Here is a 26,641-nt window from a genome sequence, read left to right as displayed (position 1 = left end):
ATTCAGTTTTTTATGTAGTCCTTAGTATTTAATACTTGAGTGTGCTAAAGTTAAGTTCATTATGAAAGGGAAAAAATATAAAGTCCGATATGTTATTGTTCCTTTACTGCTAATAGGTGTTTTTTTTATCATCTATAAGGGGTTTATCTATTCTAATTATTATGTATCTACCTTAATCCCCATTGATAAAGAACGTTCCCTTGTCTTGGTAACCCAAGAATGGAGTAGAAGAACTGATAAAAAATTTATTGCTCTTAACCATATAGATAAGGGCATTATATGGAAATACAACGTTGATAGTTTCGGTTCTCTATTAGCCAATAGTTTTCTCTATGAAAAATCTTTTCGGCGAGATGTAATGATTAAGAACAATCAAATCAGTGTAATGCTTCCTAAGGACAAAATGGAAATCTTTAAGTTTGATTTATCTACTGGTGATTTGATTGATAAGATTTCCATTCCCTTACCGAGGAATAAGACAATGTCCTGGGTGTTTTTACATGATAAACAGAATATTTACGCCCGATCCAGGAATGAAGAGGGCCATCCTTGTATAACTGCCATTGATTTTGATACTTTACAAATCCTTTGGCAAGGCATTTTAATCTCTGATATTGATAGATCCCTTTATGAAAAGCAATTGCCCTTTCAAAACGATCATTGGATTGTTTTTCATAGCAGGGAGGATCAAAACATAGAACTAACTGCTATTAAGAAGGATGATGGCTCCTGCCTAAACTTCTCTATAGATGATGTTGGTGTTCTTAAGGATGATCTATACTATTATCCAAGAAATAATACTTCTGGAAATATTGTTCTTAATGCTCTTGATTTAAGAACTGGACAAATATCAACCAAATATGATCTACCTTTACTTGAGTCTCTACACAAGAAAGCGGTGACACCAGAATCATCAATATTCTTATATAAGGAAAGTTTACTATATCCTTGGGTAGATGATAGCCGCATGTATTTAAAAGCCCTGGATATAAACACAGGAGCAAAGAAATGGGAGCTTCCCTTACCTGCTCATTATTATTGGTTGACCCCCAGTATCTCTCGATACTATAAAAGTAGTCCTCTCGTCGGGGGCTCTCCTTATTTTAGAACACCTTACGTTCCTTTTGTTCTTAGGGAATCTTCTTCTCAAAGTTTTACAGAAGATAATGATAGGTTGAAACATCTTGTGATTAATTTGGATAAAGGTGAAATCGCGTGGCAAAGTAAGGGGGTTTATCTTCCCCGTAATGAAGTAATCAATGAAGTGAGTGAATTAAATCACTTTCGCTATCCCTATTATTATATGTACCTGTATGTTCCTGGTAATCGATATGAGGAGTCCCATTCTATTATGGGAATTGATGGGAATACTGGTGAAATACTTTCCTGGGTTCGGCTAGCTCGAGGACATGAGAATAGCAATGAATATCTATATTTTCCACAACAAATAAAAACCTATGCTCTTAGTTCGAAAGCTTCTTCTATTATCCCACTAAGTAGAAATGTTTTTTTTGATATTACAACAGGATATCTGGAAGGTAAGGATAAGAAAAGTTTTTCAGTGGAAGATATAAGGAAGGATATGTTTAATGATTTCGGTTTATAAAATCAAATTACACTTCTTAGGGTGTATCATTATTTTACTTCTTGCTCATCCTCTATATGGTGATGATACCTTCCGGGAAATAAAATTGGAAGATAATTCTATTATTCGCTGGATGACTAATCCCAATAGAGATCATAATAAAATAAGTGTCCAGCGGATTAATAATAATGAGATCCTTTGGCAGAATGTTCTTTTAGATTCAACACCTTATCTAGATAACGTGGCTGTTCCCATATCAGCTTATGAAGCAAAGAATGGAATAGTTTGTTTTCCCATTACGAATCCAGTAGACAGTCATGGAGAGTTAGCTAGACAGCAGGTTGCTTTAAATATTGAAGATGGAGTTTTATTATGGGAAACTTCTCTTCCTGTGGGGGTGACACAAGACTATTTCTATTCCATAAGTGATACTTCCCATATTTATATTCATAATAAACAGGCATATGATGAGACCGTTCCTTCTTTGTATTGTCTAGATAGAAAAGATGGCCGTATCCTATGGTCAGAATATAGTCCTCCTCAGGTTGCTTTAGTCTTACAAAATGACGAATACCTATTGTTACATAATGGACAGTTACAGTCTTTTTATGTTTATTCCAAGTCTGATGGAGCTATGTGGCAGGAGAATTGTTCTTCTCCAGTTTTTATCCATGATGATCATTTGATATGGCTCTACTTTAATAATGATCATATTGAGATTAACCAATCCTCTTGGGCAGGTGAAAAAAAGATTCTATTTCAATTATCTAACACAGTAAGTTATCATTTGAGTCCTTATATAAAGAGTTCAACCTTTTTTTTTACTGAAGAATACTACCAATCGCTTCTATATCCTACTTTGTTAACAAAGGATTCTATTGTTATTCCCATGGTTAATGAAAGAGATAAAAATTGTCTGAATGCCTATTCACTGGAAGGAGAATTACTTTGGACTTACACTTTAGGAGAAAAGGAAAGTTTTAACTGGTCGAGAATTTATAATCGTCCATTCCTTCCTTTTCCATATAATATACCCAATTCCCTTATTAAAGCTTATCCTTATGCTTCGACTTTCTATCAATCGATTTCCAGGTATCATCCCCTTCTATTGGGAGATCGATTAATTATGTTGGACCTAGGTTCTGGTAAAGCTTTGTGGAGTCAAGAATCCAAGAGGTCTTCTGACTATTATGTAGATACTATCAGCATGAAGGATAACTATTATATCTTAATTGAAAGAGGTCTATTGAATGAAAAGCAACCAAACTACCTTTTAAAAGTAGAATCTGGAATAGTTAAGGAATTTTATGAATACGGTGATCTTAATTCCACAGATATTGGAAGGGGGCGTACACCAATTCATTATTTAGTTGAAGGCCATGATGAGTTCATTAATTGGTCTACCATAGATCAAGCAATAGCTACTATGTTAATTTCAAATTATGGATTTCCGATTCAAGCCTTCCGTGCAGAGACAATGGATTAATATTGAGCATATAGGGATAGTTCTACTAGTCAGTTAATCCTATAAGGTTATATCATGAGTTATATTGTAATATAGGAGGTCATGTTAATGAGTGATAGGGATACTTATTTGCAATTATACAAAGAAGGACCTTTTCGCCTTAGACAGTTACTGGCGTCCATACCTGAAGAAGCTATGATATACCAGCCAGGACCGGATCGATGGAGTATTCAGGAGATTGCCATTCATGCTGTTGATGCAGATCTTAATGGATACCTTCGCTTTCGTAAAACAGTAGCAGAACCTGGTGCTACCATTCCTGTTTATGATGAAACTGTGTGGGGTCTGAGATTGGATTATATGAATACAGACTTAGATACAGCTCTTAATCTGATGGATACTTACCGCAAATATTTACTTGATTTCTTAAATAAAAGGAAAGAGGAAGATTGGGATAAATATGTCATCCATCCTGAAGTTGGCAAAATGACTCTTGATATTGTTCTTAAGACGTATGCCCTTCATTTGTTTGGTCATATAAAACATATTGAACGTACATTTAATGCATGGAAACGGTTTCAGATTGGTCAAACCATTGATATCTCTAAAAGCTTTTGGGAACCGATCACGGATAAAGACATCGTTATATAAAAAAACAGCCGGATACGTCCGGCTGTTCCTTACTGTTTAACCAATATTGATTAATATCTGTAGTTGTTGTTTCTTGGTCGATCGTTCTTTTCACGAGCAAGGTTAACAACCAATTTTCTGTCCATCCATTCTGCTTCATTAAGCTCTTGGATTGCTTTTTCAGCTTCTTCTTGCTGAGCCATTTCTACGAAACCAAAACCTTTTGATCGGTATGTTTCTCGGTCTGTGATAATCTTAACGTTTTCAACATCACCATATTGGGCAAATAATTCGCCTAAATCATCCTCAACTACTTTAAAATTCATGTTACCAACATATAACTTTGTAGACATTGCTACTCCTTCTTACCGGTATTCCCGGGATAAAATTTTTGTTTAATAAACAAAGTAATACCTTAGACCATATACGCTGATGATTAGTAATTGGGACAATTAAAAACGACAAGGATACTGGAAAAATAATACTTAACTCTATAAACACAATCCGAACTATATACTACTTGCGTATTAAGTTAAAGGGCTAATTACCCTATTAATAGATATTTAATAAAAAATATATGTTATACTTAGTGTCATGAAACAAATAGCATTATTGTTATTGGCTCCCTTTATTTTTGTGTTGACTACCTGTGGTGTTTGGATAAGTAGGCCAAGTATTTTTCATGAAGTCCTCTTTATTGGTACTGCGGAAGCGGGGTTTCGTGAGGTAGCGGATGTTAATATAAGTCCTGAAGAAGCATATGAATTGGCTAAACCTCATATAGGTTTAACTTATGATATACGCAACCAGGTGCGTCAATATCCCGCTGATAAAGGTATCTTTAGGGATTATCTTTTAAAAAGTGGTAGATACTACTATATTTGTCGCGATAACTATCCTTATAAAACTTATTATGCCTATTTGCGACATGCTATAGTGGTTGATAGCAAGACAGGGGATGTAACCCTGCCTTCTCAAAAGTAATTAGGAGTCTTCTTCTATAGCTAGACTGTTGAGCATGTCAAATACAAAGTCTACATCAAGAATATGATAACATTGACTTTCTCGTGGCTTGATAAGAGGGTAAGCCACGGTAATAATTAATTTTTCTGTATATTCTGAGAAATACAAGTCAGATACATATACTTTGTTTGTGTCTCTAACAGACTCAAACCACGGACGTTTATCAAAACTCTTAGACTTGAGAGGTTTGAATTTTAGTCTCTCTCCTTTATTGGTATAATAATCGGTGACACGTAATCCTTGATGATCAACTACTGTTGTCAATTGAATAGTTCCTTCAATTTTAATAAATTCTTCGATCAAATCATCCCAGTCGGTAATATCTGCTTGTTCTAGTACATGACAAAGATTAGCACTGATGTTACAAGCCACACTTTGAGCTGTGGCTATCTCCTTATTAAGATTAGATTGGTAATAGTTTGGCAAATAGCGTTTAACTTTTGTCTTTAGTTCTTTTGAAGAGATGCTCGTTGTTCTACCATTTTCAAATTGTTCTACCACCCAAGCATTAATAAGACGAACACAAGGATGATTCTTGGATATAGGCTTTAGTTCCCCTTTTAGAATGAGAGGACTATTTTCATTAATCCAACGAGCTATACCAGCAACCCCTGACTTATCTGTTACGACTGTCGTAATGGGGCGATTTAGAATGCTTTTTGTATCAAAAATGTTGTAGATTTGTTCATTCTTGATTAAGCCATCTGCATGAATACCTGCTCTTGTTGTATTAAAGTCTTTACCAACAAAGGGCATATTATCAGGGATAGGGTATTTGATTACATCTTGGTAATACTCGCTTAATTCCTTAAGGATATGCAAATCCATCCCATCTGAATTTCCTTTCAGTCCCCAATATTCGACCAAAGCAGCTTCCAAGGGGGGATTCCCTGTCCTTTCACCAATACCAAAAAGACTGGCATTGAGGGAGGATACTCCATATAACCAGGCAGAACTGGCATTGGCATGAACTTTGTGAAAATCATTATGTCCATGCCATTCCAAGGACGTAGAGGGAATACCAACTTCATGAGTTAATAAATGAATCATCTTGGGAATGGATCTAGGTAGTGCTACACCAGGCCAAGCTAATCCAAATCCCATTGTGTCGCAAAGGCGGATTTTGACAGGTCCTTTTACTTCTTCTGACAATTTCTTTAATTCTTCTGCAAAAGGTAATACAAAGCCATAAAAGTCCGCTCTTGTAATATCCTCAAAATGACAGCGAGGGGTAATCTCATTGTCTAAAGCGTTTTTGACAACTTTAAGATAACTTTCCATTGTTTTTTTGCGATTAGATTTGAGTTTCATATAAATGTGATAATCTGAAACGGAAGTAAGAATCCCTGTCTCTTTTAATTCAAATTGCTTTACAAGTTGGAGGTCTTCTTCGACGGCTCTGATCCAACCGGTTATCTCAGGAAAAGGAAGATCAAGGTTAAGACACTTTTCTACAGCTTTCTTATCTTTTTTGGAGTATAGAAAAAATTCAGTCTGGCGTATAATCCCCTGTGGCCCCCCTAAACGGCTCAACAATTTGAATATATGTTCAATTTGTGCAGGTGTATAAGGTTCTTTTGCCTGTTGGCCATCTCTAAAAGTTGTATCTGTAATCCATATCTCTTGAGGTAGATTCATGGGGACCATGATGTTATCAAAAACTATTTTGGGAACAGACGTATAAGAAAATTGGTCAGAGTAGTAATTCGGACTTAATGACTCATTAGTCCCTCTACTGTCTAATATCATAGGAATCATCCTCCTCTTGCAAACCATTAGATTATTAGTAAAAATTATTTATTCCTACTTAAAATCCTTAAATGAGTCAATGATTCCTTGTTAATAATGAGCATAAATATACACGTTAAGAGTAAGTATTTTACGGAATAGAGAAATAATATTCTATAATTACAATTATTGTGTAATATGTATGCAGATTATGATTGGTTGTAATAAAACCTGCTTATTGATATTAACATTGTCATATTTACTTATTTCCGATCTAAGATGTTATCAGAATGTAGAAATAAAATAAAAACCACCCTTTTTGGGTGATGTAAAATATCCATGATAAAGCAAAAATAAATCCATAGAGATACCAAAACATATTTTTATTAAGTAGGAGAGAAAGTAAATGAAAATGAAAGTATCATCTTTGATCTTATTTTTACTATTTGTAGTAGGATGTGATATGGGTTTGGAAGTCAAAGAAGATTCAACAGAATCTGATTATTCAAACTCAAGAGTATCAGATAACAGAGGATTATCTGATTATTATTTTAATTACTATGGAATTGTTGAAAAACAGAAGAACAGAGCCTTAGATAAGTCCAGTAGTCAAAATAATGTATATGGAAATAGTGATTATCATAAAGGTTCTAATCAACAATGGTTAATCATGCCAGTATCTATTGGTAGTAATTTAAATTATATAGTGTCAAGAAGTAACTCTGGTGTCCTAGATGTTCATCATAGTAACAACCTTTATGCTTATGACAATGTTACCTTGAATAATAATCAAGAATTTAGACTTATTAAAGGTTCTGGTAATCTGTATCATATTGAATCACCATGCCGCAATAATAAAGTATTTGATCTTTGTAATTCCAGTGGGAATAAGAATCCATTTAATAAACCGTCTAGGAAGAAAAATAACTTATATATGGGTAATTATTCAGGGAATGATAACCAGCAATTTAGAGTGGAAAAACTATATACTTTATCTGCGATGAACGGATTTAAGTTAGATGAAACTCATCCTGAATCTTTATTCAAAATTGAACAACCACCAGTCCGACTATCAAATATATCTGTTCATCTAGACCATTATTTAAATACTACCTTAGTGGGAGAAGGTTTAATACCTTATGTACTTATAGATGATCCTCTATATTCAAAAAATCAACAATTAAGAGAAACTCCTTACTATGTGTTAAAGAGAAAACAAGCCTGGTATAAACGTTTTGATTATACATTTAATCCTTACTCTTCCGTAGTTACACAAGAGTATAAAATAGAAAAAGGTGTACATAACTCTACTTCCATAACTACTCAGAAAACTATTTCAACCGGTTGGAGTGTTACAGGTGAAGCAGAATACACAAGTAATAATACTAAGAATACTTATGGTCAAAGTTTTAGTAGTAACACATCAACAGATATTACACTTGTAAATACATACTCTAAGGATCAAATCAGAACGTATACAAAAAAAGTCGATTTCACAGGAACTACAGAAGAGGTAAGACTTGTAATCTATCAACTTGTTGATATTTATTCCCTAGATCGATTAGATGGCTCGCATTTGATAGATGCATGGACGGTTAATTATGATGGTTATGTTAGCCAAAGCTATTTTGCACAAGATGCAATTGATCTAGATACCACAGCAAAAGGAATTAAAATTTCTAGTAAGTGAGTTTTAGAATTAGTTTTTGGTATCTCTTGTTTAAATGTATTACCATTTTTAATCTTAGTTTAGTCGTTGCCATTAAATAACAAAGCATAAGAACAAAAAATCTATTTGTATTTGACAATCAATATACCGAACGGTATATTGATTGTATGGATAATCGGGATAAGATAAAGCAGGTTGCCACAAAGCTATTCAGTCGACGAAGCTATGAGAATGTAGGTATTCAACAGATAGTTGATGAATGTGGCATCTCAAAGCCTACTCTATATTACTATTTTTCTAGTAAAAAGGGTCTTATGGAAGCCATTCTAAAAGAAGAGTTTACCCCGTTTTTAGAAGGTCTGGCTGATATCACACAGTATGCAGGTGATGTAATGGGTACCCTAAGAGCCACTGTGCTTAGTTATCAAAATTTCTCAACAAATGATCCTTATTTATATTATCTCTACAAAAGCATGTCAGCGATGCCTGAACAAAGTGACTCATATTTATTAGTAAAATCATTTTCTGATAGGGAATCAGATATCGCCAGGCAACTATTTGCTGATATTGCAAAAGATCATGGAAACATAGGTAATAGATCTGTTATTTATGGATCTACGTTCTTAGGAATGGTTGAAACTTATATTAAGTTGATACATTCATCATTTGAGTACACTGAGGAAGATTTACTTTATCGTGTTTTGCATCAATTTCTTCATGGTATATATTCTTAATTTTTTTAATTTATTTGTATACCTACCGGTAGGTATTAAGGAGGAGCATAATGGCAATTAATTGGAATAGTAAAACGTTTTATCACCTTTATCCTTTAGGTTTTTGTAGCAGTCTTAACAGGAACGCTTATTCTGAGCTAGAGGCAAAACCCTTGAAAAAAGTTGAATCGTGGCTTAGTCATCTGGAGAATATTGGTATTGAGGCCTTATACCTCGGTCCGGTTTTTCACTCTACCTATCATGGTTATGACACTATTGACTGGTATACAATCGATCCTCGTTTAGGTTCTAATGAGGAATTTAGAGAATTATGTCAGCATATAAAGGCTAAAGGAATAAATATCATATTGGATGGTGTCTTTAATCATGTAGGTAAAGAGTTCTGGGCCTTTAAAGATTTGATATCCAATGGAAAAGAGTCCCAATATGTTGATTGGTTCGCTGGTATTGATTTTAATAAAACAGGCCCAGATGGAGAACCTTTTGCTTATGAAGGTTGGGAAGGTCACCATAGTCTTGTTAAACTCAATTTAAACAACCAAGACTTGCGAAATCATATCTTTGGTGCAGTAAAACAATGGATAGAACTATTTGATATAGATGGGATTCGATTTGATGTTGCCTATTCTCTTGATAGAGCTTTTTTAAAGGATTTAAAAAGTTTTATCCGTGTAATGCGGGAGGATTTTTATTTTCTATATGAAGTGATTCATGGTGATTATGGGCAATATATTGACCAAAGTAATTATGAATCTGTTACTAACTACGAATGCTTTAAGGGTATATATTCCTCCCATAATGATCGCAATCTCTTTGAAATTGCCCATTCTTTAGGTCGCCAGTTTGGTTCAGAAGGTATTTATAAGGGGAAGACCTTGTATAATTTTGTGGATAATCATGATGTGAATCGCATCGCCAGTCTTGTTAAGAAGCCACAATGGATTCATACCTCTTATATCATTTTATTCACTATGCCAGGGGTCCCCTCTCTATATTACGGAAGTGAGTGGGGGATACCTGGAAAAAGAACAGACACCAGTGATATAGCACTACGTCCTACAAAGGAAGAAATTGAAAAGCAATTTAGGGATGAACATATACTAAATACAGTAAAAAGATTAATAACTATTAGAAAGCATCATCCCGCATTACAAATAGGTACGTACAAGTCTATTCATATTGAATCCACAGTTTTAGCTTTTACGAGAGTAACAAAAGAAGAACGCATTTTAGTATTGATCAATATAGATGACAACGTGAAGACTATCAACTTACCTGTCAAAGGTTCTAACTACTTCATAGATCTGTTAAATACAGGTGACAGCTTTCACTCTGATGGTTATAACGTAAGTGTCACACTATACCCAACATGGGGAAGGATTCTCAAATACTAATGATCATCCCTTTTGTCTACTTTTCAATAATGAAGTATTACTTGAAGTATCGCATTGACAACATTACTCATTAATTTGTTTAATGCTATCCAATTGTATCCCTTGTATATAGATGGCTACAAGAATATAATCTGTCAACTGATATAATCATGGAGTTTAATATGGCAACTATTCTACCAGATATATCCCGAACTTTTTCAGAATTTCTATTATTACCTAATTTGACGAAAAAGATACACGTTGGGGAAAATGTATCTTTGAAGACACCAATGGTAAAACACAAGAAAAATGAAGAGTCGGAGTTATATCTAAACATTCCCCTCACATCAGCTGTTATGCAATCTGTTTCAGATGACAGCATGGGTATTGCACTGGCAAAAGAAGGGGGAATCTCCTTTATATATAGCTCCCAAGCTGTAGAAACCCAAGCTGAAATGATTAGGAAAGTAAAGCAGTATAAAGCTGGTTTTGTTACATCTGATTCTAATCTTGGACCTGATAATTCTCTATCAGACATCATTGAATTAAGTCAAAGAACGGGACATCACACTGTGGTTATCACAGAAGACGGGACTTCTAAGGGTAAGTTATGTGGAATTGTTACTAGACGTGATTATAACATTCACAAAACCTCGATGGACACTAAAGCAAAAGATATCATGACTCCTTTCTCCAAATTAGTTGTAGGTAAGGTTGGTATAAGTTTAACTGATGCCAATACCATGATTTGGGACAATAAATTAAACTCTCTACCCATCGTTGATGAAGACGATCGTCTTGTGTTCTTAGTCTTCCGAAAGGATTACGAAGATCACCATAAGAACAAACTTGAAAACATTGATGATGATAAACGTTTACGTGTTGGAGCAGGGATCAACACTCATGATTATAAAGAACGTGTTCCCGCAGTTGTAGAAGCAGGCGCGGATATTCTTTGTATTGACTCTTCCGATGGATTTAGCGAATACCAAGGGGATACTATCCAATTCATTCGTGAAAAATATGGGGATTCTGTCAAAATTGGTGCTGGGAATGTTGTAGATGCTACTGGTTTCTATTACCTAGCGGAAGCTGGTGCTGATTTTGTTAAAGTTGGTGTAGGAGGAGGATCCATTTGTATCACCCGTGAGCAAAAGGGTATCGGTAGGGGACAAGCTTCTGCTTTGATCGACGTAGTAGCTGCTCGTGATGCGTATTGTGAACGAACTGGTATCTATATTCCTATCTGTTCTGATGGAGGGATCACCTACGATTATCAAATGACTATGGCCTTAGCTATGGGGGCCGATTTCTTAATGCTAGGTCGATATTTTGCCCGCTTTGATGAGAGTCCCACTGAGACTGTTAATATTAATGGACGTATTTATAAAGAATACTGGGGCGAAGGATCTTCTCGTGCTAGAAATTGGCAACGCTATGACCAATCAGTATCTTCACGATTAGTGTTTGAAGAAGGGGTAGACGCTTATGTCCCTTATGCTGGTAAGCTCGAAGATAATCTTATGATTACTTTAAAGAAGATAACATCAACCATGTGTAATTGTGGATCCTTAACACTTAAAGAATTCACACAAAACGCAAGATTGACTCTTGTTTCTTCTACTTCCATTATGGAAGGGGGCTCTCACGATGTAATCCCCAAGAATAATAAGGATTCTGCGAACTAATCTTATCCATAACCTAATGAAAGGCTTTTGCCTTCATTAGGGCTTATACAAAAAGTCTGTATAGTTAAGAGTGAACTGTTCATATAAACTATCCATAAGTTCTATTTCTACAGGGTCGACCACTATTATTATGGCCGTATCACCTCCTGTGGTTCCTTTGACTAGAAAACCTAGATCCTGATAGTAACTTCTAACTTGATTTATATAAGAAATGGATGTTTCAGTAATAGATTCATACCCGTCCTTGAAATGAATAAGGATAATGTGAAGAGCCTTGTCATTCTTAACAAATGACATATTCTGATAGGACGTATATTTGTTCTGTTTTAAACTTTTATCATTGGGTTCTTCTATCACTTCTGTTAATTGATAACCATAACTTGTCATTACTTTCTTAACGTTCTTAAGTGTATAATCACTATTTACTCTGTGACAGCTTCCTAGTAATCCTAGACTAATAAAGAGTAGGGATCTTAACATTTTCCTCATGGTTTTTATCCTTGGTTATTCTTTCTCTCTTGTGCTATCCTATAAAAGTATACTGACCTATTGGTTAAAAACAATACAGAGAGTGTGATATGGCTGATAAAAAGTTTAAATTAAAATATATCCTGCTTATTTTAACCCCTCTAGTTATCATAGGAGTTTTTCTGTTCTATAACTATGTTTACACTAGCTATGAATCTTATGTATACATCCCTTTAGACGAGAACCAATCCATAACAATAACTACCCTAAATTGGAAAAAAAGAGAGAGTAAAAAGTATATTACCCTAACAGATGTTCATAAGGGGATTCTATGGAAATACCAAATTGATAGAAGTTATGAATTTCCTAGTACAACATTTATATATGAGATGTCTTACAGACGTGATGTCATGGTAAAAGGTAATGAAATAAGCTTCATGATGGAACAGGATGATATGGTCCTGTATAAATTCAACCTGAGAACAGGTGAGTTGATAGATCAAATTGCCTTTCCCTCACCCCAGCGGTCTATAATACCATGGGCCTTTCTTCAAGATGATAATAACTTGTATTGTCGTACAGTAAATGAAAAGGGACAGCCCTGTGTTAAAGCTATTCGTTTTGATGATTTTGAAGTGCTATGGGAGGCTACCTTAGAAGATCTTCAAGATAAAATGTGGGTTGGTGACCAGATTCCTTATCAAAATGCTGAATGGATAATTCTTCATGGTGGTGACCCTAAGCATCCTAATATCCACGTTATTAGCAAATCTACAGGACAATACCATCACTATACGGAATTAGAAATTGGTGTATTAAAATCAGATTTCTATTATTATTGTTACTCCTTAGATGAGGCAACTGTAGGATTATTTGAGCTCAACCTTACCACTGGTGAGAGTCACAAACTATACACTTTAGGGGATAAGGACTCTGGAAAATCCCCCTTAACTAATGAAAGGTCCGAATCTAAATCCCTTATTTGGTTGTATCAGGATTCCCTTGTTTATCCTTATATAAAGGATGACCAAGCCCATGTTCGGTCCCTGGTTCTGGATTCAGGTGAAGAAAACTGGGACATTTCCTTTCCTCCCTTTTATTACCCATTGACTTTAGCTTCTTCACGCCATCATCGTAGTGCTCCAGAATACGCTTTTACTCCCTATATTCAGGTTCCTCATATGATTTTTATCCTTACGGAATACGGTCCTGATGCTCCGGAAAGCCAATATACCAATACCATACATACTATGGTGAATATGGATAAAGGACAAATAGAGTGGACCAGCAATCCTGTTTTAACATATCGTTATAATCTCGAAGATGAATTGGAAAAGTGGAATCATTTTCAATATCCTTATTATTATCTTTATCTAGATATTCCTAACAATAAATATGATTATTCTCCCTCCGTTCTTACCATTAATGGTCTCACAGGAGAAATCTTAACTTGGTCCCGTTTTGGTTATAAGGAAAAAGGACAGAAGAACTATCTCTACTATTTTAAAATAGCAGAGGATTATCCTTTACGCAGAGAATCTGCTTCCCTTATTCCTTTAGGACCAACCGCCTTTTATGATAGTAAGACGGGAAGGATCTATGGAAAAAATAAACGCAAATATTTCAGTGAAGATGTACGTGATAAACAAGGAGCTGTGTATGGCCTCTAAGATAATGATGTGCTTTGCCATACTTCTTATTAATCTCTTTCCTGTTTATGCTTCTGATGCCTTCTATCGAGTGACCACAGGAGATGATGAGTACGTTGAGTGGAGTGAACCCTATGATTATGATTCGAATGATAGATTTCTGAGAATAAGCTTATATCGTAATTCTCAAAAAGTCTGGAGCACTGATTTCATGGATTTAAAGGCGGATTTAGAAGCTGTATCTCTTCCTCTCACGGCCTATATTGTAACAGATCAGATAATCACTTTTCCTGTAACATTCCTAATGGATAAGGAAGGTGACCTAGCACGACAACAAATAAGTATAAAAAAAAGTGATGGATCTCTCCTTTGGTCAATGGATTTACCTGTCGGTATTGGACAGGAATATTATTATTCTAATTATGATGGGAAGCATCTATACATCCACAATCAGCATCCCTTTGAAAGAGACCTCTTCCCAGTAACCTGTATAGATATGGAGTCTGGGAATAAGTTATGGGATAGTATAGGGCCTTATGAAGCAGCTCTTCCTTTAGATACTGAGGACTATTTCATTTTACACAATAGTAAGTTACAGCGCTTTTATGTTTATGATAAATCAGATGGTGCTTACTGGACTCAAAGGTGTAATTCTCCTGTTTTTATCTATGAGGATAAAATGATTTGGTTAGAATTAGAGGGAGGCACTTTAAATATATGTAGGGCCAGTGAACCAGGGAAAAAAGAGGTCCTCTTTACTGTCACATCAACTTCAAAGGAACAGATAATACGCTATAACCCAGGAACCACTCATATTTCTATGACTCGTATTCCTTATGGTGATTCCCTCTTAGTTCCCTGTCTTATGTACAAAGATAAACTAATCATTCCCTTTAGAAACTCTCAAGGTCAGGAATCTTTAAAAGCTTTTAATCTAAAGGGCCAAGTTCAATGGTCTTTAGCCCTACCTACAGGATATAAACTGGACTACCACTCCTTTTATGGTAAGGATACTATCCTTGGACCCTATAATATTCCTAGGGATTTTCTTAAGGCCTATCCGAAGCATGCGCCCCAATATCAAAGCCATAATCCTATCCAGCCTTTCCTTATAACTGTTGGTTATCCCTATTATTCTGATGTGATGCTCACAGATTTGGATAAAGGTTCAATTCTCTGGTTTCAAAGAGGAGGAGACGAATCTCCCTATGTGGTCGGTGTCTTAAAAGATCTGGATAGGAATTACTATTTCTTAGAACAAACAAATCAAGAAGATGATGAATATAATTATGTGCTACGTGGATCAGAAGGATTCCTAACAGAATATGTTCGTTATGTGGCAGATACTTTTGACATGGATGACATCGGAGTCTCCCCCTATCATCGGGTTATACAAAGTCATACGGAGTTAATGAATTGGAAAGCTCTCGATGAGGATATTATACAATCCTTAATTGCAGAAGCTGGCCTGCCTCTAAAGGCGTTTACGGTTAACAATGGTACAGCGGAGTGAGAAAATACTTCCTTTATTCTATCCCCTTTATCCTTATTCTTGCTATCATTGGGGTTATCTATAGTCAGTATTTTTATGCTAGCTATTATTATAGTAATGTTATTCCTGTTGATGACAAACATTCCCTTGTCTTGATAGAGCAGTCTTGGCAACAAAGAGATTCACAAAACTTCCTAGCCTATAATGATATAGATAAAGGCATTATATGGAAGTTCAAAGTAGACTCCTTAAGTCTCATGTCTTCTTCTCAATGGATGTATGAAAAAAACATCCGTCGTGATGTTATGGTAAAAAATGGTCAAATAAGCATCCTACTACAGCAAGAAAAACAAGAATTATATAAGTTTGATATCAATACGGGACAGCTTTTGGGCCAAGTATCCTTAGATTCCCCAACAAATGAAGATGAGATATATTACTGGATGTGTCTCCACGATGGGCAGAATATCTATTGTAGAACTATTAATGCGGAAGGGGAGCCGAGCCTCGCTGCCATAGATTTTGATAGCTTTCAAATATTATGGTATGTCCCTCTAAAGGGGGGTAGCGCTCCTTATCAAAATGATAAATGGATCATATCCCATGAAAAATCGTATCCCCATAATTATCTTAGAGTGATATCCAAAGTTGAGGGGACTTCTCTCCTTATTCCTCATTCTGGAAGGGGATTTCTTAAGGATGACTACTATTACTATCCCGACTTTCTTCAGAATAACGAGATATGGTTATCCAGGATTGATTTGAATAATAGTCATAAGGAAAGTCTCATTGATATTAGTGACTTATCTATTCCTGATACGGATATATCTATGTCAGCGGTCATAGCCAATTATAAAGATAATCTTATTTACTACGCCTTACATGATGGTGTGCAAATTATTATCTCTTATAATTTGAAAGATAATCACTGGAATTGGTTTTCAGATCTACCTACTGGTTATAGAATATTCAATAATGATAAATCCGACTATTGGTTGAGTTCTCCTGAATTGACAGGATGGCCCATAATACAAACTCCTTTCTATATAATAGGCGTGGAAAATATAAATGATCAATCTTCCTACAAATATATTGCTGTGAATATGGATAGTAAGGGCAGTATTCATTGGGAAAGCACTTACCCTATAAATAGAATAAGTAGGACTAATAACTTTAAGTCTCCTAACTATTATCTTTATATTCCTATAGCAGGGGACTCTCGCTACGATAATCTATCTATTATGGCCGTTAATGGATTCAGTGGTGACATAAACTCATGGATTCGCCTAGGTAGATACTATAAAGGAAGACCTCAATATTTAGAGGATGTAATGCTGACTCATTACTATGCCCATCGTAAAGATAATCCTAAGGTAATCGTTCTTGATAAAGATGCTTTCTACAATATTGATAGAGGAAAGATCGACGGGCGCCATAAAAACTTATTCTTTGTGGAAGATATCAAATATTAAGAGAAGCGTTAACTAATGGGATGATCCTTCTTTAATTGCAGTAAGTCCCATAGATTACCATATAAATCTTTAAAAACTGCCACCAAACCATAATCGGCTTCCTTAGGTGGGCGAACAAATTCTATACCCCTTGTAAGCATTTCTTCATAATCTCTCCAGAAATCATCCGTATTGAGAAAGAGAAAGACTCTTCCCCCAGATTGGGCTCCAATGTAATCCTCTTGCTCTGGTTTGGAAGCCCGGGCTAGCAAAATGGTTGTTCCTGTTGATCCTGGGGGAGATATAATAACCCAACGCTTGTCTTGCTCAGGTTGGTAAGTATCTTCCAAAAGCGTAAAGTGGAGTTTTTGAGTGTAAAACTCAATAGCTTCATCGTAATCCCTAACAACGAGGGCTATGTGGACAATGTCTTGTTTCATATTTCTACTCTCATGTTATTCCTTTTAGGACAATTATGTCTATAATCTCACTAAATGAATAGATTGAGATTTTTTATTTAGGAATTGAGAATCCTATTTATTATGCTCACATAGGCAAAAGATATATTTTGATATAAATCACTGTTCTTTATAGAGATATTCTATTTTAGTAATCCGTATTAACGAAAGATACTACCCCTGAGAATAATATTATTTACTTAGTAATAATTACTAACTGAATTTGACGTATCTCATAAGTTTCTTATTTTGAATTCATCGAAGAATTAGGAGTGAATATGAAAATAAGGAATCAATTATCCATTGTAATCGCAGGTGAAGCCGGCCAAGGGATCCAATCCATTGAGAATATTCTTACTAAGATCTTCAAGCAAGCCGGTTTTCATATTTTTGCGACAAAAGAGTACATGTCACGTGTTCGAGGAGGTACTAACTCCATCCAAATACGTGTTTCTGAAAGTCCGGTTGATGCGCCAGTAGACCGCATCGATATTTGTATCCCCTTAAGTCGTGCTGCTTATGAGCATGTAGAGGATACATTAAGTCCAGATAGTATGGTAATCGGTAACGGGGAAGCCCTCGAGTTGCCCCATATTATATCTGTACCATTCGATGAGATCGCCCAAAAAGTGGGCAATCGCCTTTATACTAATACAGTAGCCGCAGGTGTCGTATCCGCCCTTATGGGGATAGACCAAAAACTATTGAATAATTACATAACAGAACGATTTGCCAAGCGCAGTGAGAAGATTGCTGATGGTAACCTAAAAGCTGCCACCGAGGGATATAAAGCCGGAGAAGCTATTCGTCAGGAAGGTAAGATGCCCTTCAAAATAGACCTTGCTCCTTCAGATCTATCAGGTCATATCATGATCAATGGATCCCAGGCTGTTGCCTTGGGTGCTATAGCTGGGGGTGTGAATAGTGCCTTCTCCTATCCCATGACACCCGGTACAGGAGCCTTTACCACCTTAGCGGGATTAGCGGAGAAAGCCAAGATTGCCGTTGAACAAGCAGAAGATGAAATCGCCGCCATCAACATGGCCATAGGTAATTGGTATGCAGGGGGACGTGCCTTTGTAAGCACCTCAGGAGGAGGATTTGCTCTTATGACAGAAGGCATCAGTCTGTCAGGAATCACAGAAGTTCCGGTGGTAGTTCACATAGCCCAACGTCCTGGTCCAGGAACAGGACTACCCACTAGAACAGAACAGGGTGATTTAAATCTCGCTCTTCATGCCGGGCATGGGTATTTCCCTAAAGCAATTTATGCTCCTGGTACATTAGAGCAAGCCTACGAGTTAAGTGCCAAAGCTTTCCATACAGCCGATAAATTTCAAAGTCCTGTTATTATCCTCACAGATCAATACTTAGTTGATGCGTATGGTAATGTGCCACGATTCAAAACTGATGAACTTCCTTATGCAGATAATATCATTGTCGAAGCAGATGAAGACTACAAAAGATACAAATTAACAGAGTCAGGAATCTCCCCGAGAAGTGTTCCGGGATATGGCCCAGGAAGGGTAACAGCAGACTCTGACGAACATGATGAGACCGGTCGAATCACGGAAGACTTAGATGGTATCAGTATGGAGATGAAGCATAAAAGGGCTAAAAAGATTGAAGCCCTTAAGAAAGATGCCCTGTCTCCTGATCTCTATGGATCGAAAGAGGCGAATACCCTGTTCCTCTGTTGGGGTTCTACAGTAGGACCTGTAAAAGAAGCTTGGGAAGAGTTGGATGATGATTCTGCTGCGGTTATGCATTTCTCTCAAGTCTATCCACTTCCTTCAAACTTGGGAGAACAACTTCAATCCTTTAGTAAGCTTGTCTTCGTTGAGAACAACCAAGAGGGAAGCTTTGCTAACTTGGTTCGATTAGAAACCGGTGCAGATAGCTCTCACAGAATTCAGAAGTACAACGGTCTGATGTTCACCACAGAAGAATTAGTTAAAAGCATGAAGGAGGAATTAGATGGATAAAAACTATTGGAATAGAGACGGAGAAACAGCTTGGTGCCCCGGATGTGGTAACTTTGGAATTAGAGATATGGTAATGGATGCCTATTCAGATCTGAACTTAAGTAAGGATAAGGTCATTATGGTATCCGGTGTAGGCCAAGCGGCTAAGGCCCCTCAATACTACGATGTGAATTATTTTAATGGTCTTCATGGTCGGGCATTACCTGCTGCTTTGGGTATCCATACGGCAAACCCTGAAATGAAAATCATTGTACAAAGTGGTGATGGTGACATTTATGGTGAGGGGGGGAATCACTTCCTTCATGCCATAAGACGTAATCCTGATATGACTCTCTTGGTCCATGACAACATGATCTATGGTTTGACCAAAGGACAAGCGGCTCCCACTACACAAAAGGGAATGGTAACTTCTGTTCAAACTCAAGGAGTCTTCCTTGAACCTATTAATCCGGTGGCCATGGCGATCACCATGGGTGCTACCTTTGTGGCTCGTGGATCTATTAGTGACAAGAAAGGCACAACAGAATTGATCAAAAGAGGGATAGAGCATAAAGGCCTAGCTATCATTGATATCTTTCAGAACTGTGTTTCCTTTAATAAACAAAATACCTTTGCTTGGTATAAAAACAATAGTGAAGCCATTCCTGTTAGTCATGATCCTAGTGATAAAATGAAGGCTCTGGAGTTGGCCATGAGAACGGAACCTTGGCTTTTAGGATTATTTTATCAGGAAGAAGGTTCCACCTTTGCAGAGCATTTAGCCACAAGAGATGAGATTCATCCTGCTTTGTATCAACAAAAGAGAAGTACAGAAACTTTAAATAAGATATTTGATGATTATAGGTAGTTTAATAGATAATAGAGAGGATGGTGTGAGCCATCCTCTTTTATAAGTCCGGAAGACTAATTTCATTTGTTTGGCAATCCTCGCACCCATGGACAATGGCATTGAAAACCCTTCTTTGGCTAATTGAATAGGGTAACTTTGAATTAAGTCATGACAAACTAATACTCTTAAGTAAATTGTTAAAATAATCATAATTATTGATGAACAAATCTTCAAAACTAAATAAATTTAGCTCTAATAATGTATTATTTTGAAGGAAGAACATATGGAATACCAGTGTATATCTACCTGTGTTACTATCATATATTTTATACTGCAGAACTGTCCTATCGTTATATTCTTGTAAGCTAATTGACTGTGGATGTATGTACTGTGATTGAGCAAACATTAGTTTGAGATAGGCTACCTGCAGACTAATATGATCTAAATCATTTGGTTTTCCATAGGACTGGACAGTAAGTGCTGCATCATGTTCTGTATTAATAGGTAAAAGGAAATAATCCCCTTGCTGTTTCCAGTTTTTATCAAGAATAACTTTAATACTTCCAAAGTCAACCTCAATCTCTTCCGCTTCCTCAATTACTGTTTTTGGTACTGAGGCGGTAGGTGGTAGTGTCGTAAAGGTTTCAAAGTCATCATATCCTGATTTACTTGGACTACTCATACCTATAAGTACCACTTTTGCTTCTTTTGGTAATGTCTGAGTAATTTCATGCAATTGAAAAACAGGGACCCAGTACTTATAACGAAGCTCTTGTTTGTATTCTACATCTTGGGCAGTACGAGTTTGTGTCAAAGTTAAATCTTGGGGGTAGGGGGATTTGTCTAAACGATCTGAATTGTTTAGTAGATTGGAAAATAATTCGGTTGCTTCCCCAGTTAAGTTTATAGAAGTATCCCCTTCAATAAAAATAAAGTTAGTAATGGAAACCTTTTTCTCTGTGATCTTAACGGTAACATTGATAAGATAGTTTTCTTCGGTTTCGTATTTATAATATCTAATAAGGTAATGAGTCTCGTCGAGATATTTAAATCCTACCAATCTAGGTTGATCACCTCTGGTATCGTAGTAGAGGACATAATCATCTTTGACAGGTTTAAATATATCACTTTCAAATACATTTTCTGAATTACTAGGCTCACTATAAGCTAAAGAACTTATAAGGCATAAGATTGTAACAATAATTAATTTCTTCATATATTTTTACTCCATGCGAATACTAATGTCTAATGTAGGATGAAAGCAAGTAGTTTTTCTCCTCAAATAACTTGCTTTGACTTTCCGGTCAATAGTACACTATTCCCATGATAAGCTATAAAGTGAAAGTAAAAAAAAGTGTTAGTGCTGTAGGAAGCTCCCTCTATTATGATAAAGAAGAGGAAGATCTTTATTTTTCAATAATGCTAGAACCTAATACGATTAGGCTGTGTCGTTACAATGTAATAAATGAAAATGCTACATTAATCAGTGGATTAAAAGGTGTTCTGTTATCAGCTATTCAAAATGAGAGCCGTCTTTATCTTTTGCACAGTTATGGGCTAGCTATCTTCAATAAAACAACAAATAAGATGGAAGCTAATATCAAAAAGAAGATTGGAAAAAATAACTATATGCTTCAACGGATTACTGATAATTATCTGGGTATAACCTCTATCTTTTCCCAGTCAATTAAGCTGTTTAATATAGTAAGTAAAGAAATCGATAGGTCAATTTATTTTCCACGGGTGGACCTTTGTAAGAAAATGGATACTCGTTATAGGTTCTATTCCTTTTGGTCTGGTAATGTGGGGCTTTATGATAGTAGCTTAAAAAAAATCGAATCTGATGAACTTCCTACTGCAAAAGATCCTTTCGTAAAGGATAGCATCATATATGTCTTGCTCGGGCGGCGTAGTAATGATAACTCATCAACACCTTCACAATGCTATAGGATTAAGAGTTTACATATTTTGTGTGCTTTAGACTCCTACACATTAAAGATTGTACAGCAAAAAGAGATCCCTTTTTTAGAAAGGCTTATCGATATAGATAAACTTCGAAATCAGATTATTGGCGTAACTCACAAGGGTATTGCTTATATTGATTTGGAGACCTTCGATGTTATTCAGGAAGTTCCTCTTGATTATATAGATTATGAATTGGATTCGATGGCTTATATGGGACAGGGTAAGGTCGCTATACTGCCTTTTAATATGAGTTTTGAGGATACCGCAATAGAGTTTCATGTTATAAGTGATGTCTGAGTCATATGTACTGTGGCTAATGGGATCATTTTAGTTCAGTCTCCCATTCTTTTAATAAACATAATCTTCCTTAAAGGAGTTTAAGGGGGGGGTATTTAATTGCCGTAATCCAAGCTCCTTTGTAAAACGAACAAGTACTTCTTCGTACCCTTTCATTTGCTTTTCCGTGGATAGGTAGGAAGGAGCTCTATTCTCATTAAGAGCTTGAATATATTTACCTATACGATTACTCGTACTATCCGCATTGTCCTTTGTGAGGTATATCTGAAATAACTGGCCCAATGCTTCTGACATCATATTTGATTCCCCATTTAGTTCCAGAAAGAAGAGTTTCATTACCAATATAGAATGCAAAAAATCTAAGTTCTGAGATATTTTTTGCTGGTAGCTTTTTACCTTTTCGGCCATCGAATGGGGCAATCGTATTCAAGGAAGCTCCTTTTGTTTTAGATGACAAGACATCTTGATCTAAGGTTATGCGTTTTTGATGACCAGCACAGTATCACATTCCCGACCTGAACAATCCGGTTCAAATAAAAACTCTTCTGAAGGAAAGACGATTTTAATCCATGGAGAATAGGTTCCTTGACGTGGATTATACCATGCATATTCCTTTTCTTCTTTTATAGAAGTTGTGTCCAATAAAAGAGGTGATCCTGTCGGTATATAAATTACAATTGTGGAAAAGTCTTGTAATTGACGACATAGGATGTAATCAGGTCCCGGTGGATTGTCACTTAGTATAAGAGATTGGTTTAATATTAATTCATTCCAGGGTAAGGACTCGAAGAAGCTCCTCAGATGCTTCATTTGAGTGGCTCCTGGTAATTGTAATGCTTTCTTCCAATGTGTTTTTGCTTTAATGACAGGTTCTTTCTCTTTATCATACATTTGCCATACATCATTGCATCCATAGGTATAACCAGCGCAGCCAGCCATGATTGACCACCAACCAGAGACTCTGGCATCATGTTCATCTAACCAAATACTTTGATCTTCCTTTGACTCCCAAAATTTATGAGGTATATTTTCATACCTGCCTTCTCCATTAATGATTGGCCTTGTTTCATCATTTTTTAGGGCACGATATACATAGTCAAATTCCTTAATATCCCTATCATGACCACTTTGAAACATATCAAAATCCAACCAGCTTTCATTAAAATGATCACTCGCTATATGAGTTCCTAAAGGATGAAAAGTCATCATATGTACTTTATCTACAGCTTTGATTCCTTTTGCCATAGAATCAAATATCGTATATTCGGTCTTGTTTGAAGGGATTCTGTCTCCTCCCATTATCCAGATGATATTATCCTGATCCTTGTATCTATTGCCTATCGTCATTCCATACTGATAAGCGTTATGAGTTGTAAACAGCAGTGGCCCTCGTCCCCATTCCAAGAGGATTACTTTGTCTCCCCATGTTGGTAGTAGGGCCACATACATATCTCTGGCTTCAGCTTCTTTCAATACAAAATCAACTAATTCAAAGTATTTTTCATTGAGTAGGGTAGGATCATTATTTTTTAGAGGATACTCTCCATAATGGTTCGGAACATTAATACCATCCTGTTCTGCCAATACAACAGTTTGAATCACATTGTATCCTTTCTCTTTACGATCATTGAGATACAATATGATTTCTTGTTTGCTGCCTCTATGTATTAGTTCCCAAGCAGTATCTCCTAGCCAAAAGAAAGGAGAGTCATCCTCTGTTATAAAATGTCCTTTTGTTTTGCGTAGTGGTAAAATATTAGGCTCCTTATTATAGGAACATTATATTCTGGTACCGTGAGAACGCAATCATTAAATCATTGAACTCCAATCCAAATACTATTGGAGCCAAAGTATTGATCCAAGTCATAACTAAACCATCTACCATTTAGTACATTATGAATAAGTCTTTGTTTGTTTTCTGATGAAACGGACTGGTCCTCTTCCATCTCTTTAATAATCTTGGTAATGGAATCTTTCTGAGCCTCCATCTTTATAATAGACTCTGTTGAATCAGCGTTAAGTAATAAAGAATATCCCTCATCAATGTCTTCCCATTTGTTCCATTGGACAAGGGTTGAGTTATTCGGATTTCCGTTTTTCATAAAATTAGATACATAATTTGTAAGTTTTTGACTGAGATCTTTGGCTCCAGGATTGTCAAACGCATCAGAATACATACCGGAGAATCCTGAAGCTTCTTGAGCTAGAAAGGGTATCCAAATACCGTGAAAAGATCCAAAGACTTTTGCCATTTCCTGACCAACTAGATTGGCATCTGTTCCATACTCTATAGTGGTTGTATAGATAGGTGCCTGATAATTATCAAACATTTTCTCTGCTGATGTTTGTGCATTGAATAGCTTATAGAGTTTTCCTCCATAGTTATTGACAAATAGGTATTCCAAGCCACTTTCTGTCCTGTTGATGATATCTTCTGTTGTTATTTTCTGATTAAAATAAGGATCAAATCTGGCAAATAGGGAAAACTCAGTCACTCCAGTTAACATTATGAGAGGAACAGAATTGTATTCCTCAGTATTAAATCCTTCTTTCGGGATTACATACCCATCATTATATAAATGAGGGAACACTGACATTCTGATACTGGCATTACTCATGAGTGGCGCGAGACGATCTGCCGATAGACTATACAAATATTCTGATACCTCAGGGGACTTTGATAATAGCCAGGAAGAAGCTTCTTCTGTGCTTTTTTTGACTCCATCTTCAAGCACCAAAGGAGCTAGGGCTTTTGCAATGACTTTACTGCTTTTCGTCGCATCAGCTATGGTCATACCCCCGCTTATAGATATGGCTTTTTGGAATTTACCCTTTGCCAAAGGACTGATTAATAAGGCCATCACGTCACGTCCACCAGCTGAAAACCCAGATAGGGTAATATTGTCAGGATTTCCACCAAAAAACTCAATATTGTTGTGCACCCAGTCAAGGGACCTGATCATATCTAATATGGCATAGTTTCCTGAATCTTCCCCAGGGTCACCAGTCTGTAGGGCTGGTAGATTATTGAAACCTAATAAACCCAAACGGTAGTTAATGGAGACAACAATGGAATGACTCTTGGTGGCAAAATACTGTCCATTGAACTCACCGCTTGTTCCTGTTTGATTATTGCCTCCGTGTATATAGAAAAAGACAGGGAGATTCTGTTCATCATTGTTTGGCCTATAAATATCAAGATTCAAGGCATCCTCTTGTCCTATAATTTGACCCCATAAATACTGTATTCCTACTGGTGCTTCTTCTGTTACCTCTAGAATTCCTTCCCATTTATCAGGAGATTGAGGTGCTTTCCATCTTGAAGCTTTTCCGTAGGGAATCCCTTTGTAGATTAGCGTCTGTCCATCCTCTGAGACGGTTCCTTTGACTTTCCCGTATATTGTGTTCTGTATAACCCCTTGTTGATAGGAATTCTTTTTCGCTGTGGGTATTGTTTGACAGGCAACCAAGAATACCATAGTTAGGAAAAATAACATTGAGAGTATAAGTTTATTTTTCATCTGCTGCTCCTAGCTTATGTTAATAAAAACCATGATAAAATGGTTTTTGGCTTAAGCCCATAAACTATTGGTTGATTTGGTACAACTATTAGTGGCTTGTTGCATCAGTGACCATAGTTTTGACAGTTTTATTCTTGGAAGTCTTCATCGATCCCTTTTATATCATAAGCATCAGCTTGATCTAGCCGACTATTAAAACCGTTACCTTCTATCTCACACTGAGCAGGCCATATATAAAATAGGTTTTTGAAGATAACAGGTTCTTTGTCTAAGTTTGGGTAGGTTGATTTACCTGTACTTTTATTTGATCATCACTTTCTTCTCTTATCCAAAGACATAAAAGATTTAACCTTTCATTATTCCACCACCTAAGGAGATCCATTGCGTGATACGATATTGATGCTATAAGAGTTTTGCTAGAGGAAGGTAAATAGTCTTATTCAACACTTACCTAGGTCAAATCCTCATTTGGTTAGGACGCTTGGCCTCATTTGCTTACAATGGTTTGACCCATTTGCTTACAATGATTTGACTCATTTGCTTACAATGATTTGACTCATTTGCTTACAATGATTTGACTCATTTGCTTACAATGATTTGACTCATTTGCTTACAATGATTTGACTCATTT

The 26,641-nt window shown here is 36.2% G+C and carries 22 protein-coding genes; 14 read left to right on the top strand and 8 right to left on the bottom strand.

Going from position 1 to position 26,641, the window contains the following annotated elements:
* The first annotated feature begins 61 nt into the window (after positions 1-61).
* From K345_RS0113250 to K345_RS0113240, 3 genes are all read left to right on the top strand, one after another.
* A complete protein-coding gene (locus tag K345_RS0113250) occupies positions 62-1,606 on the top strand; it encodes a PQQ-binding-like beta-propeller repeat protein (RefSeq protein WP_028974573.1) in 1,545 nt (514 codons plus the stop codon).
* Complete coding sequence (locus K345_RS0113245) at positions 1,590-3,071, top strand: PQQ-binding-like beta-propeller repeat protein (RefSeq protein WP_028974572.1); 1,482 nt, start codon at positions 1,590-1,592, stop codon at positions 3,069-3,071. The genes K345_RS0113250 and K345_RS0113245 overlap by 17 nt, the downstream gene beginning before the upstream one ends.
* 87 nt (positions 3,072-3,158) lie before the next feature.
* Positions 3,159-3,701, top strand: coding sequence for a DinB family protein (locus K345_RS0113240; RefSeq protein WP_028974571.1), 543 nt, complete (start codon positions 3,159-3,161; stop codon positions 3,699-3,701).
* 50 nt (positions 3,702-3,751) lie between these two features.
* Here the strand turns inward: K345_RS0113240 and K345_RS0113235 are convergent, their stop codons facing one another.
* Positions 3,752-4,033, bottom strand: a complete 282-nt coding sequence (locus K345_RS0113235) for an RNA recognition motif domain-containing protein (protein WP_028974570.1) — start codon at positions 4,031-4,033, stop codon at positions 3,752-3,754.
* Positions 4,034-4,274: 241 nt separating this feature from the next.
* On the opposite strand from K345_RS0113235, the gene K345_RS0113230 reads away from it, so the two are divergent.
* A complete protein-coding gene (locus K345_RS0113230; protein ID WP_028974569.1) occupies positions 4,275-4,664 on the top strand; it encodes a hypothetical protein in 390 nt (129 codons plus the stop codon).
* Here the strand turns inward: K345_RS0113230 and K345_RS21060 are convergent, their stop codons facing one another.
* A complete protein-coding gene (locus tag K345_RS21060; RefSeq protein ID WP_169714818.1) occupies positions 4,665-6,452 on the bottom strand; it encodes a triose-phosphate isomerase in 1,788 nt (595 codons plus the stop codon).
* Positions 6,453-6,837: 385 nt separating this feature from the next.
* Between K345_RS21060 and K345_RS0113220 the strand changes: the two genes are divergently transcribed.
* From K345_RS0113220 to K345_RS0113205, 4 genes are all read left to right on the top strand, one after another.
* Positions 6,838-8,121: an RICIN domain-containing protein gene (locus tag K345_RS0113220; RefSeq protein WP_028974568.1), complete on the top strand. Its 1,284-nt coding sequence runs from the start codon at positions 6,838-6,840 to the stop codon at positions 8,119-8,121.
* A gap of 146 nt (positions 8,122-8,267) precedes the next feature.
* Positions 8,268-8,834 carry a TetR/AcrR family transcriptional regulator gene (locus K345_RS0113215; protein WP_028974567.1) on the top strand — a complete coding sequence of 189 codons (567 nt, stop codon included), beginning with the start codon at positions 8,268-8,270 and terminating at the stop codon, positions 8,832-8,834.
* Positions 8,835-8,884: 50 nt separating this feature from the next.
* Positions 8,885-10,228 (top strand): alpha-amylase family glycosyl hydrolase, encoded by a 1,344-nt coding sequence (locus K345_RS0113210; protein WP_028974566.1) that lies wholly within the window; start codon positions 8,885-8,887, stop codon positions 10,226-10,228.
* Positions 10,229-10,389: 161 nt separating this feature from the next.
* Positions 10,390-11,895, top strand: coding sequence for an IMP dehydrogenase (locus K345_RS0113205; RefSeq protein ID WP_028974565.1), 1,506 nt, complete (start codon positions 10,390-10,392; stop codon positions 11,893-11,895).
* A gap of 36 nt (positions 11,896-11,931) precedes the next feature.
* Here the strand turns inward: K345_RS0113205 and K345_RS0113200 are convergent, their stop codons facing one another.
* Complete coding sequence (locus K345_RS0113200; RefSeq protein WP_028974564.1) at positions 11,932-12,384, bottom strand: hypothetical protein; 453 nt, start codon at positions 12,382-12,384, stop codon at positions 11,932-11,934.
* Between the two features lie 89 nt (positions 12,385-12,473).
* On the opposite strand from K345_RS0113200, the gene K345_RS0113195 reads away from it, so the two are divergent.
* The 3 genes from K345_RS0113195 to K345_RS0113185 are packed head-to-tail and all read left to right on the top strand — an operon-like array spanning position 12,474 to position 16,976.
* On the top strand, positions 12,474-14,033 hold the full coding sequence (locus K345_RS0113195) for a hypothetical protein (protein ID WP_028974563.1): 1,560 nt from the start codon (positions 12,474-12,476) through the stop codon (positions 14,031-14,033).
* The gene (locus K345_RS0113190; RefSeq protein ID WP_028974562.1) at positions 14,023-15,525 is read left to right on the top strand and encodes a hypothetical protein; all 1,503 of its coding nucleotides are present in this window, start codon (positions 14,023-14,025) and stop codon (positions 15,523-15,525) included. The genes K345_RS0113195 and K345_RS0113190 overlap by 11 nt, the downstream gene beginning before the upstream one ends.
* Positions 15,522-16,976, top strand: a complete 1,455-nt coding sequence (locus K345_RS0113185; RefSeq protein ID WP_028974561.1) for a hypothetical protein — start codon at positions 15,522-15,524, stop codon at positions 16,974-16,976. Before K345_RS0113190 ends, K345_RS0113185 begins: the two co-directional genes overlap by 4 nt.
* A gap of 8 nt (positions 16,977-16,984) precedes the next feature.
* On the opposite strand, the gene K345_RS0113180 is transcribed toward K345_RS0113185, so the two are convergent.
* Positions 16,985-17,395: a VOC family protein gene (locus K345_RS0113180; protein WP_028974560.1), complete on the bottom strand. Its 411-nt coding sequence runs from the start codon at positions 17,393-17,395 to the stop codon at positions 16,985-16,987.
* A gap of 296 nt (positions 17,396-17,691) precedes the next feature.
* On the opposite strand from K345_RS0113180, the gene K345_RS0113175 reads away from it, so the two are divergent.
* Together K345_RS0113175 and K345_RS0113170 are read left to right on the top strand one after the other, a co-directional pair.
* Positions 17,692-19,398 (top strand): 2-oxoacid:acceptor oxidoreductase subunit alpha, encoded by a 1,707-nt coding sequence (locus tag K345_RS0113175; protein ID WP_028974559.1) that lies wholly within the window; start codon positions 17,692-17,694, stop codon positions 19,396-19,398.
* Positions 19,391-20,245 carry a thiamine pyrophosphate-dependent enzyme gene (locus K345_RS0113170; RefSeq protein ID WP_028974558.1) on the top strand — a complete coding sequence of 285 codons (855 nt, stop codon included), beginning with the start codon at positions 19,391-19,393 and terminating at the stop codon, positions 20,243-20,245. Before K345_RS0113175 ends, K345_RS0113170 begins: the two co-directional genes overlap by 8 nt.
* Before the next feature lie 148 nt (positions 20,246-20,393).
* On the opposite strand, the gene K345_RS0113165 is transcribed toward K345_RS0113170, so the two are convergent.
* Entirely contained in the window at positions 20,394-21,443 is a 1,050-nt protein-coding gene (locus K345_RS0113165) for a DUF7955 domain-containing protein (protein ID WP_028974557.1), read from the bottom strand.
* A gap of 107 nt (positions 21,444-21,550) precedes the next feature.
* Between K345_RS0113165 and K345_RS0113160 the strand changes: the two genes are divergently transcribed.
* Positions 21,551-22,489 (top strand): hypothetical protein, encoded by a 939-nt coding sequence (locus tag K345_RS0113160; protein ID WP_028974556.1) that lies wholly within the window; start codon positions 21,551-21,553, stop codon positions 22,487-22,489.
* Positions 22,490-22,540: 51 nt separating this feature from the next.
* Here K345_RS0113160 and K345_RS0113155 read toward each other — a convergent pair whose 3' ends face one another.
* The 3 genes from K345_RS0113155 to K345_RS0113145 form a co-directional block, all read right to left on the bottom strand.
* The gene (locus tag K345_RS0113155) at positions 22,541-22,909 is read right to left on the bottom strand and encodes a hypothetical protein (protein WP_211227892.1); all 369 of its coding nucleotides are present in this window, start codon (positions 22,907-22,909) and stop codon (positions 22,541-22,543) included.
* Between the two features lie 54 nt (positions 22,910-22,963).
* Complete coding sequence (locus K345_RS21055) at positions 22,964-24,211, bottom strand: glycoside hydrolase family 140 protein (protein ID WP_245584633.1); 1,248 nt, start codon at positions 24,209-24,211, stop codon at positions 22,964-22,966.
* A 92-nt stretch (positions 24,212-24,303) separates the two neighbouring features.
* A complete protein-coding gene (locus tag K345_RS0113145; RefSeq protein ID WP_083963768.1) occupies positions 24,304-26,010 on the bottom strand; it encodes a carboxylesterase family protein in 1,707 nt (568 codons plus the stop codon).
* Positions 26,011-26,641 lie beyond the last annotated feature (631 nt).

It is taken from the genome of Spirochaeta cellobiosiphila DSM 17781 (genome assembly GCF_000426705.1).
GTDB lineage: Bacteria > Spirochaetota > Spirochaetia > DSM-17781 > DSM-17781 > Spirochaeta_E > Spirochaeta_E cellobiosiphila.
Note: the sequence above shows the minus strand (reverse complement) of the source record. Positions and strands in the feature narration are given on the sequence as shown.

Bases quoted from the DNA above. Each gene is read 5' to 3' on its own strand.
- K345_RS0113250 (WP_028974573.1), top strand. From the start codon at position 62: ATGAAAGGGAAAAAATATAAAGTCCGATATGTTATTGTTCCTTTACTG.
- K345_RS0113245 (WP_028974572.1), top strand. From the start codon at position 1,590: ATGATTTCGGTTTATAAAATCAAATTACACTTCTTAGGGTGTATCATT.
- K345_RS0113240 (WP_028974571.1), top strand. From the start codon at position 3,159: ATGAGTGATAGGGATACTTATTTGCAATTATACAAAGAAGGACCTTTT.
- K345_RS0113235 (WP_028974570.1), bottom strand. From the start codon at position 4,033: ATGTCTACAAAGTTATATGTTGGTAACATGAATTTTAAAGTAGTTGAG.
- K345_RS0113230 (WP_028974569.1), top strand. From the start codon at position 4,275: ATGAAACAAATAGCATTATTGTTATTGGCTCCCTTTATTTTTGTGTTG.
- K345_RS21060 (WP_169714818.1), bottom strand. From the start codon at position 6,452: ATGATATTAGACAGTAGAGGGACTAATGAGTCATTAAGTCCGAATTAC.
- K345_RS0113220 (WP_028974568.1), top strand. From the start codon at position 6,838: ATGAAAATGAAAGTATCATCTTTGATCTTATTTTTACTATTTGTAGTA.
- K345_RS0113215 (WP_028974567.1), top strand. From the start codon at position 8,268: ATGGATAATCGGGATAAGATAAAGCAGGTTGCCACAAAGCTATTCAGT.
- K345_RS0113210 (WP_028974566.1), top strand. From the start codon at position 8,885: ATGGCAATTAATTGGAATAGTAAAACGTTTTATCACCTTTATCCTTTA.
- K345_RS0113205 (WP_028974565.1), top strand. From the start codon at position 10,390: ATGGCAACTATTCTACCAGATATATCCCGAACTTTTTCAGAATTTCTA.
- K345_RS0113200 (WP_028974564.1), bottom strand. From the start codon at position 12,384: ATGAGGAAAATGTTAAGATCCCTACTCTTTATTAGTCTAGGATTACTA.
- K345_RS0113195 (WP_028974563.1), top strand. From the start codon at position 12,474: ATGGCTGATAAAAAGTTTAAATTAAAATATATCCTGCTTATTTTAACC.
- K345_RS0113190 (WP_028974562.1), top strand. From the start codon at position 14,023: ATGGCCTCTAAGATAATGATGTGCTTTGCCATACTTCTTATTAATCTC.
- K345_RS0113180 (WP_028974560.1), bottom strand. From the start codon at position 17,395: ATGAAACAAGACATTGTCCACATAGCCCTCGTTGTTAGGGATTACGAT.
- K345_RS0113175 (WP_028974559.1), top strand. From the start codon at position 17,692: ATGAAAATAAGGAATCAATTATCCATTGTAATCGCAGGTGAAGCCGGC.
- K345_RS0113170 (WP_028974558.1), top strand. From the start codon at position 19,391: ATGGATAAAAACTATTGGAATAGAGACGGAGAAACAGCTTGGTGCCCC.
- K345_RS0113165 (WP_028974557.1), bottom strand. From the start codon at position 21,443: ATGAAGAAATTAATTATTGTTACAATCTTATGCCTTATAAGTTCTTTA.
- K345_RS0113160 (WP_028974556.1), top strand. From the start codon at position 21,551: ATGATAAGCTATAAAGTGAAAGTAAAAAAAAGTGTTAGTGCTGTAGGA.
- K345_RS0113145 (WP_083963768.1), bottom strand. From the start codon at position 26,010: ATGAAAAATAAACTTATACTCTCAATGTTATTTTTCCTAACTATGGTA.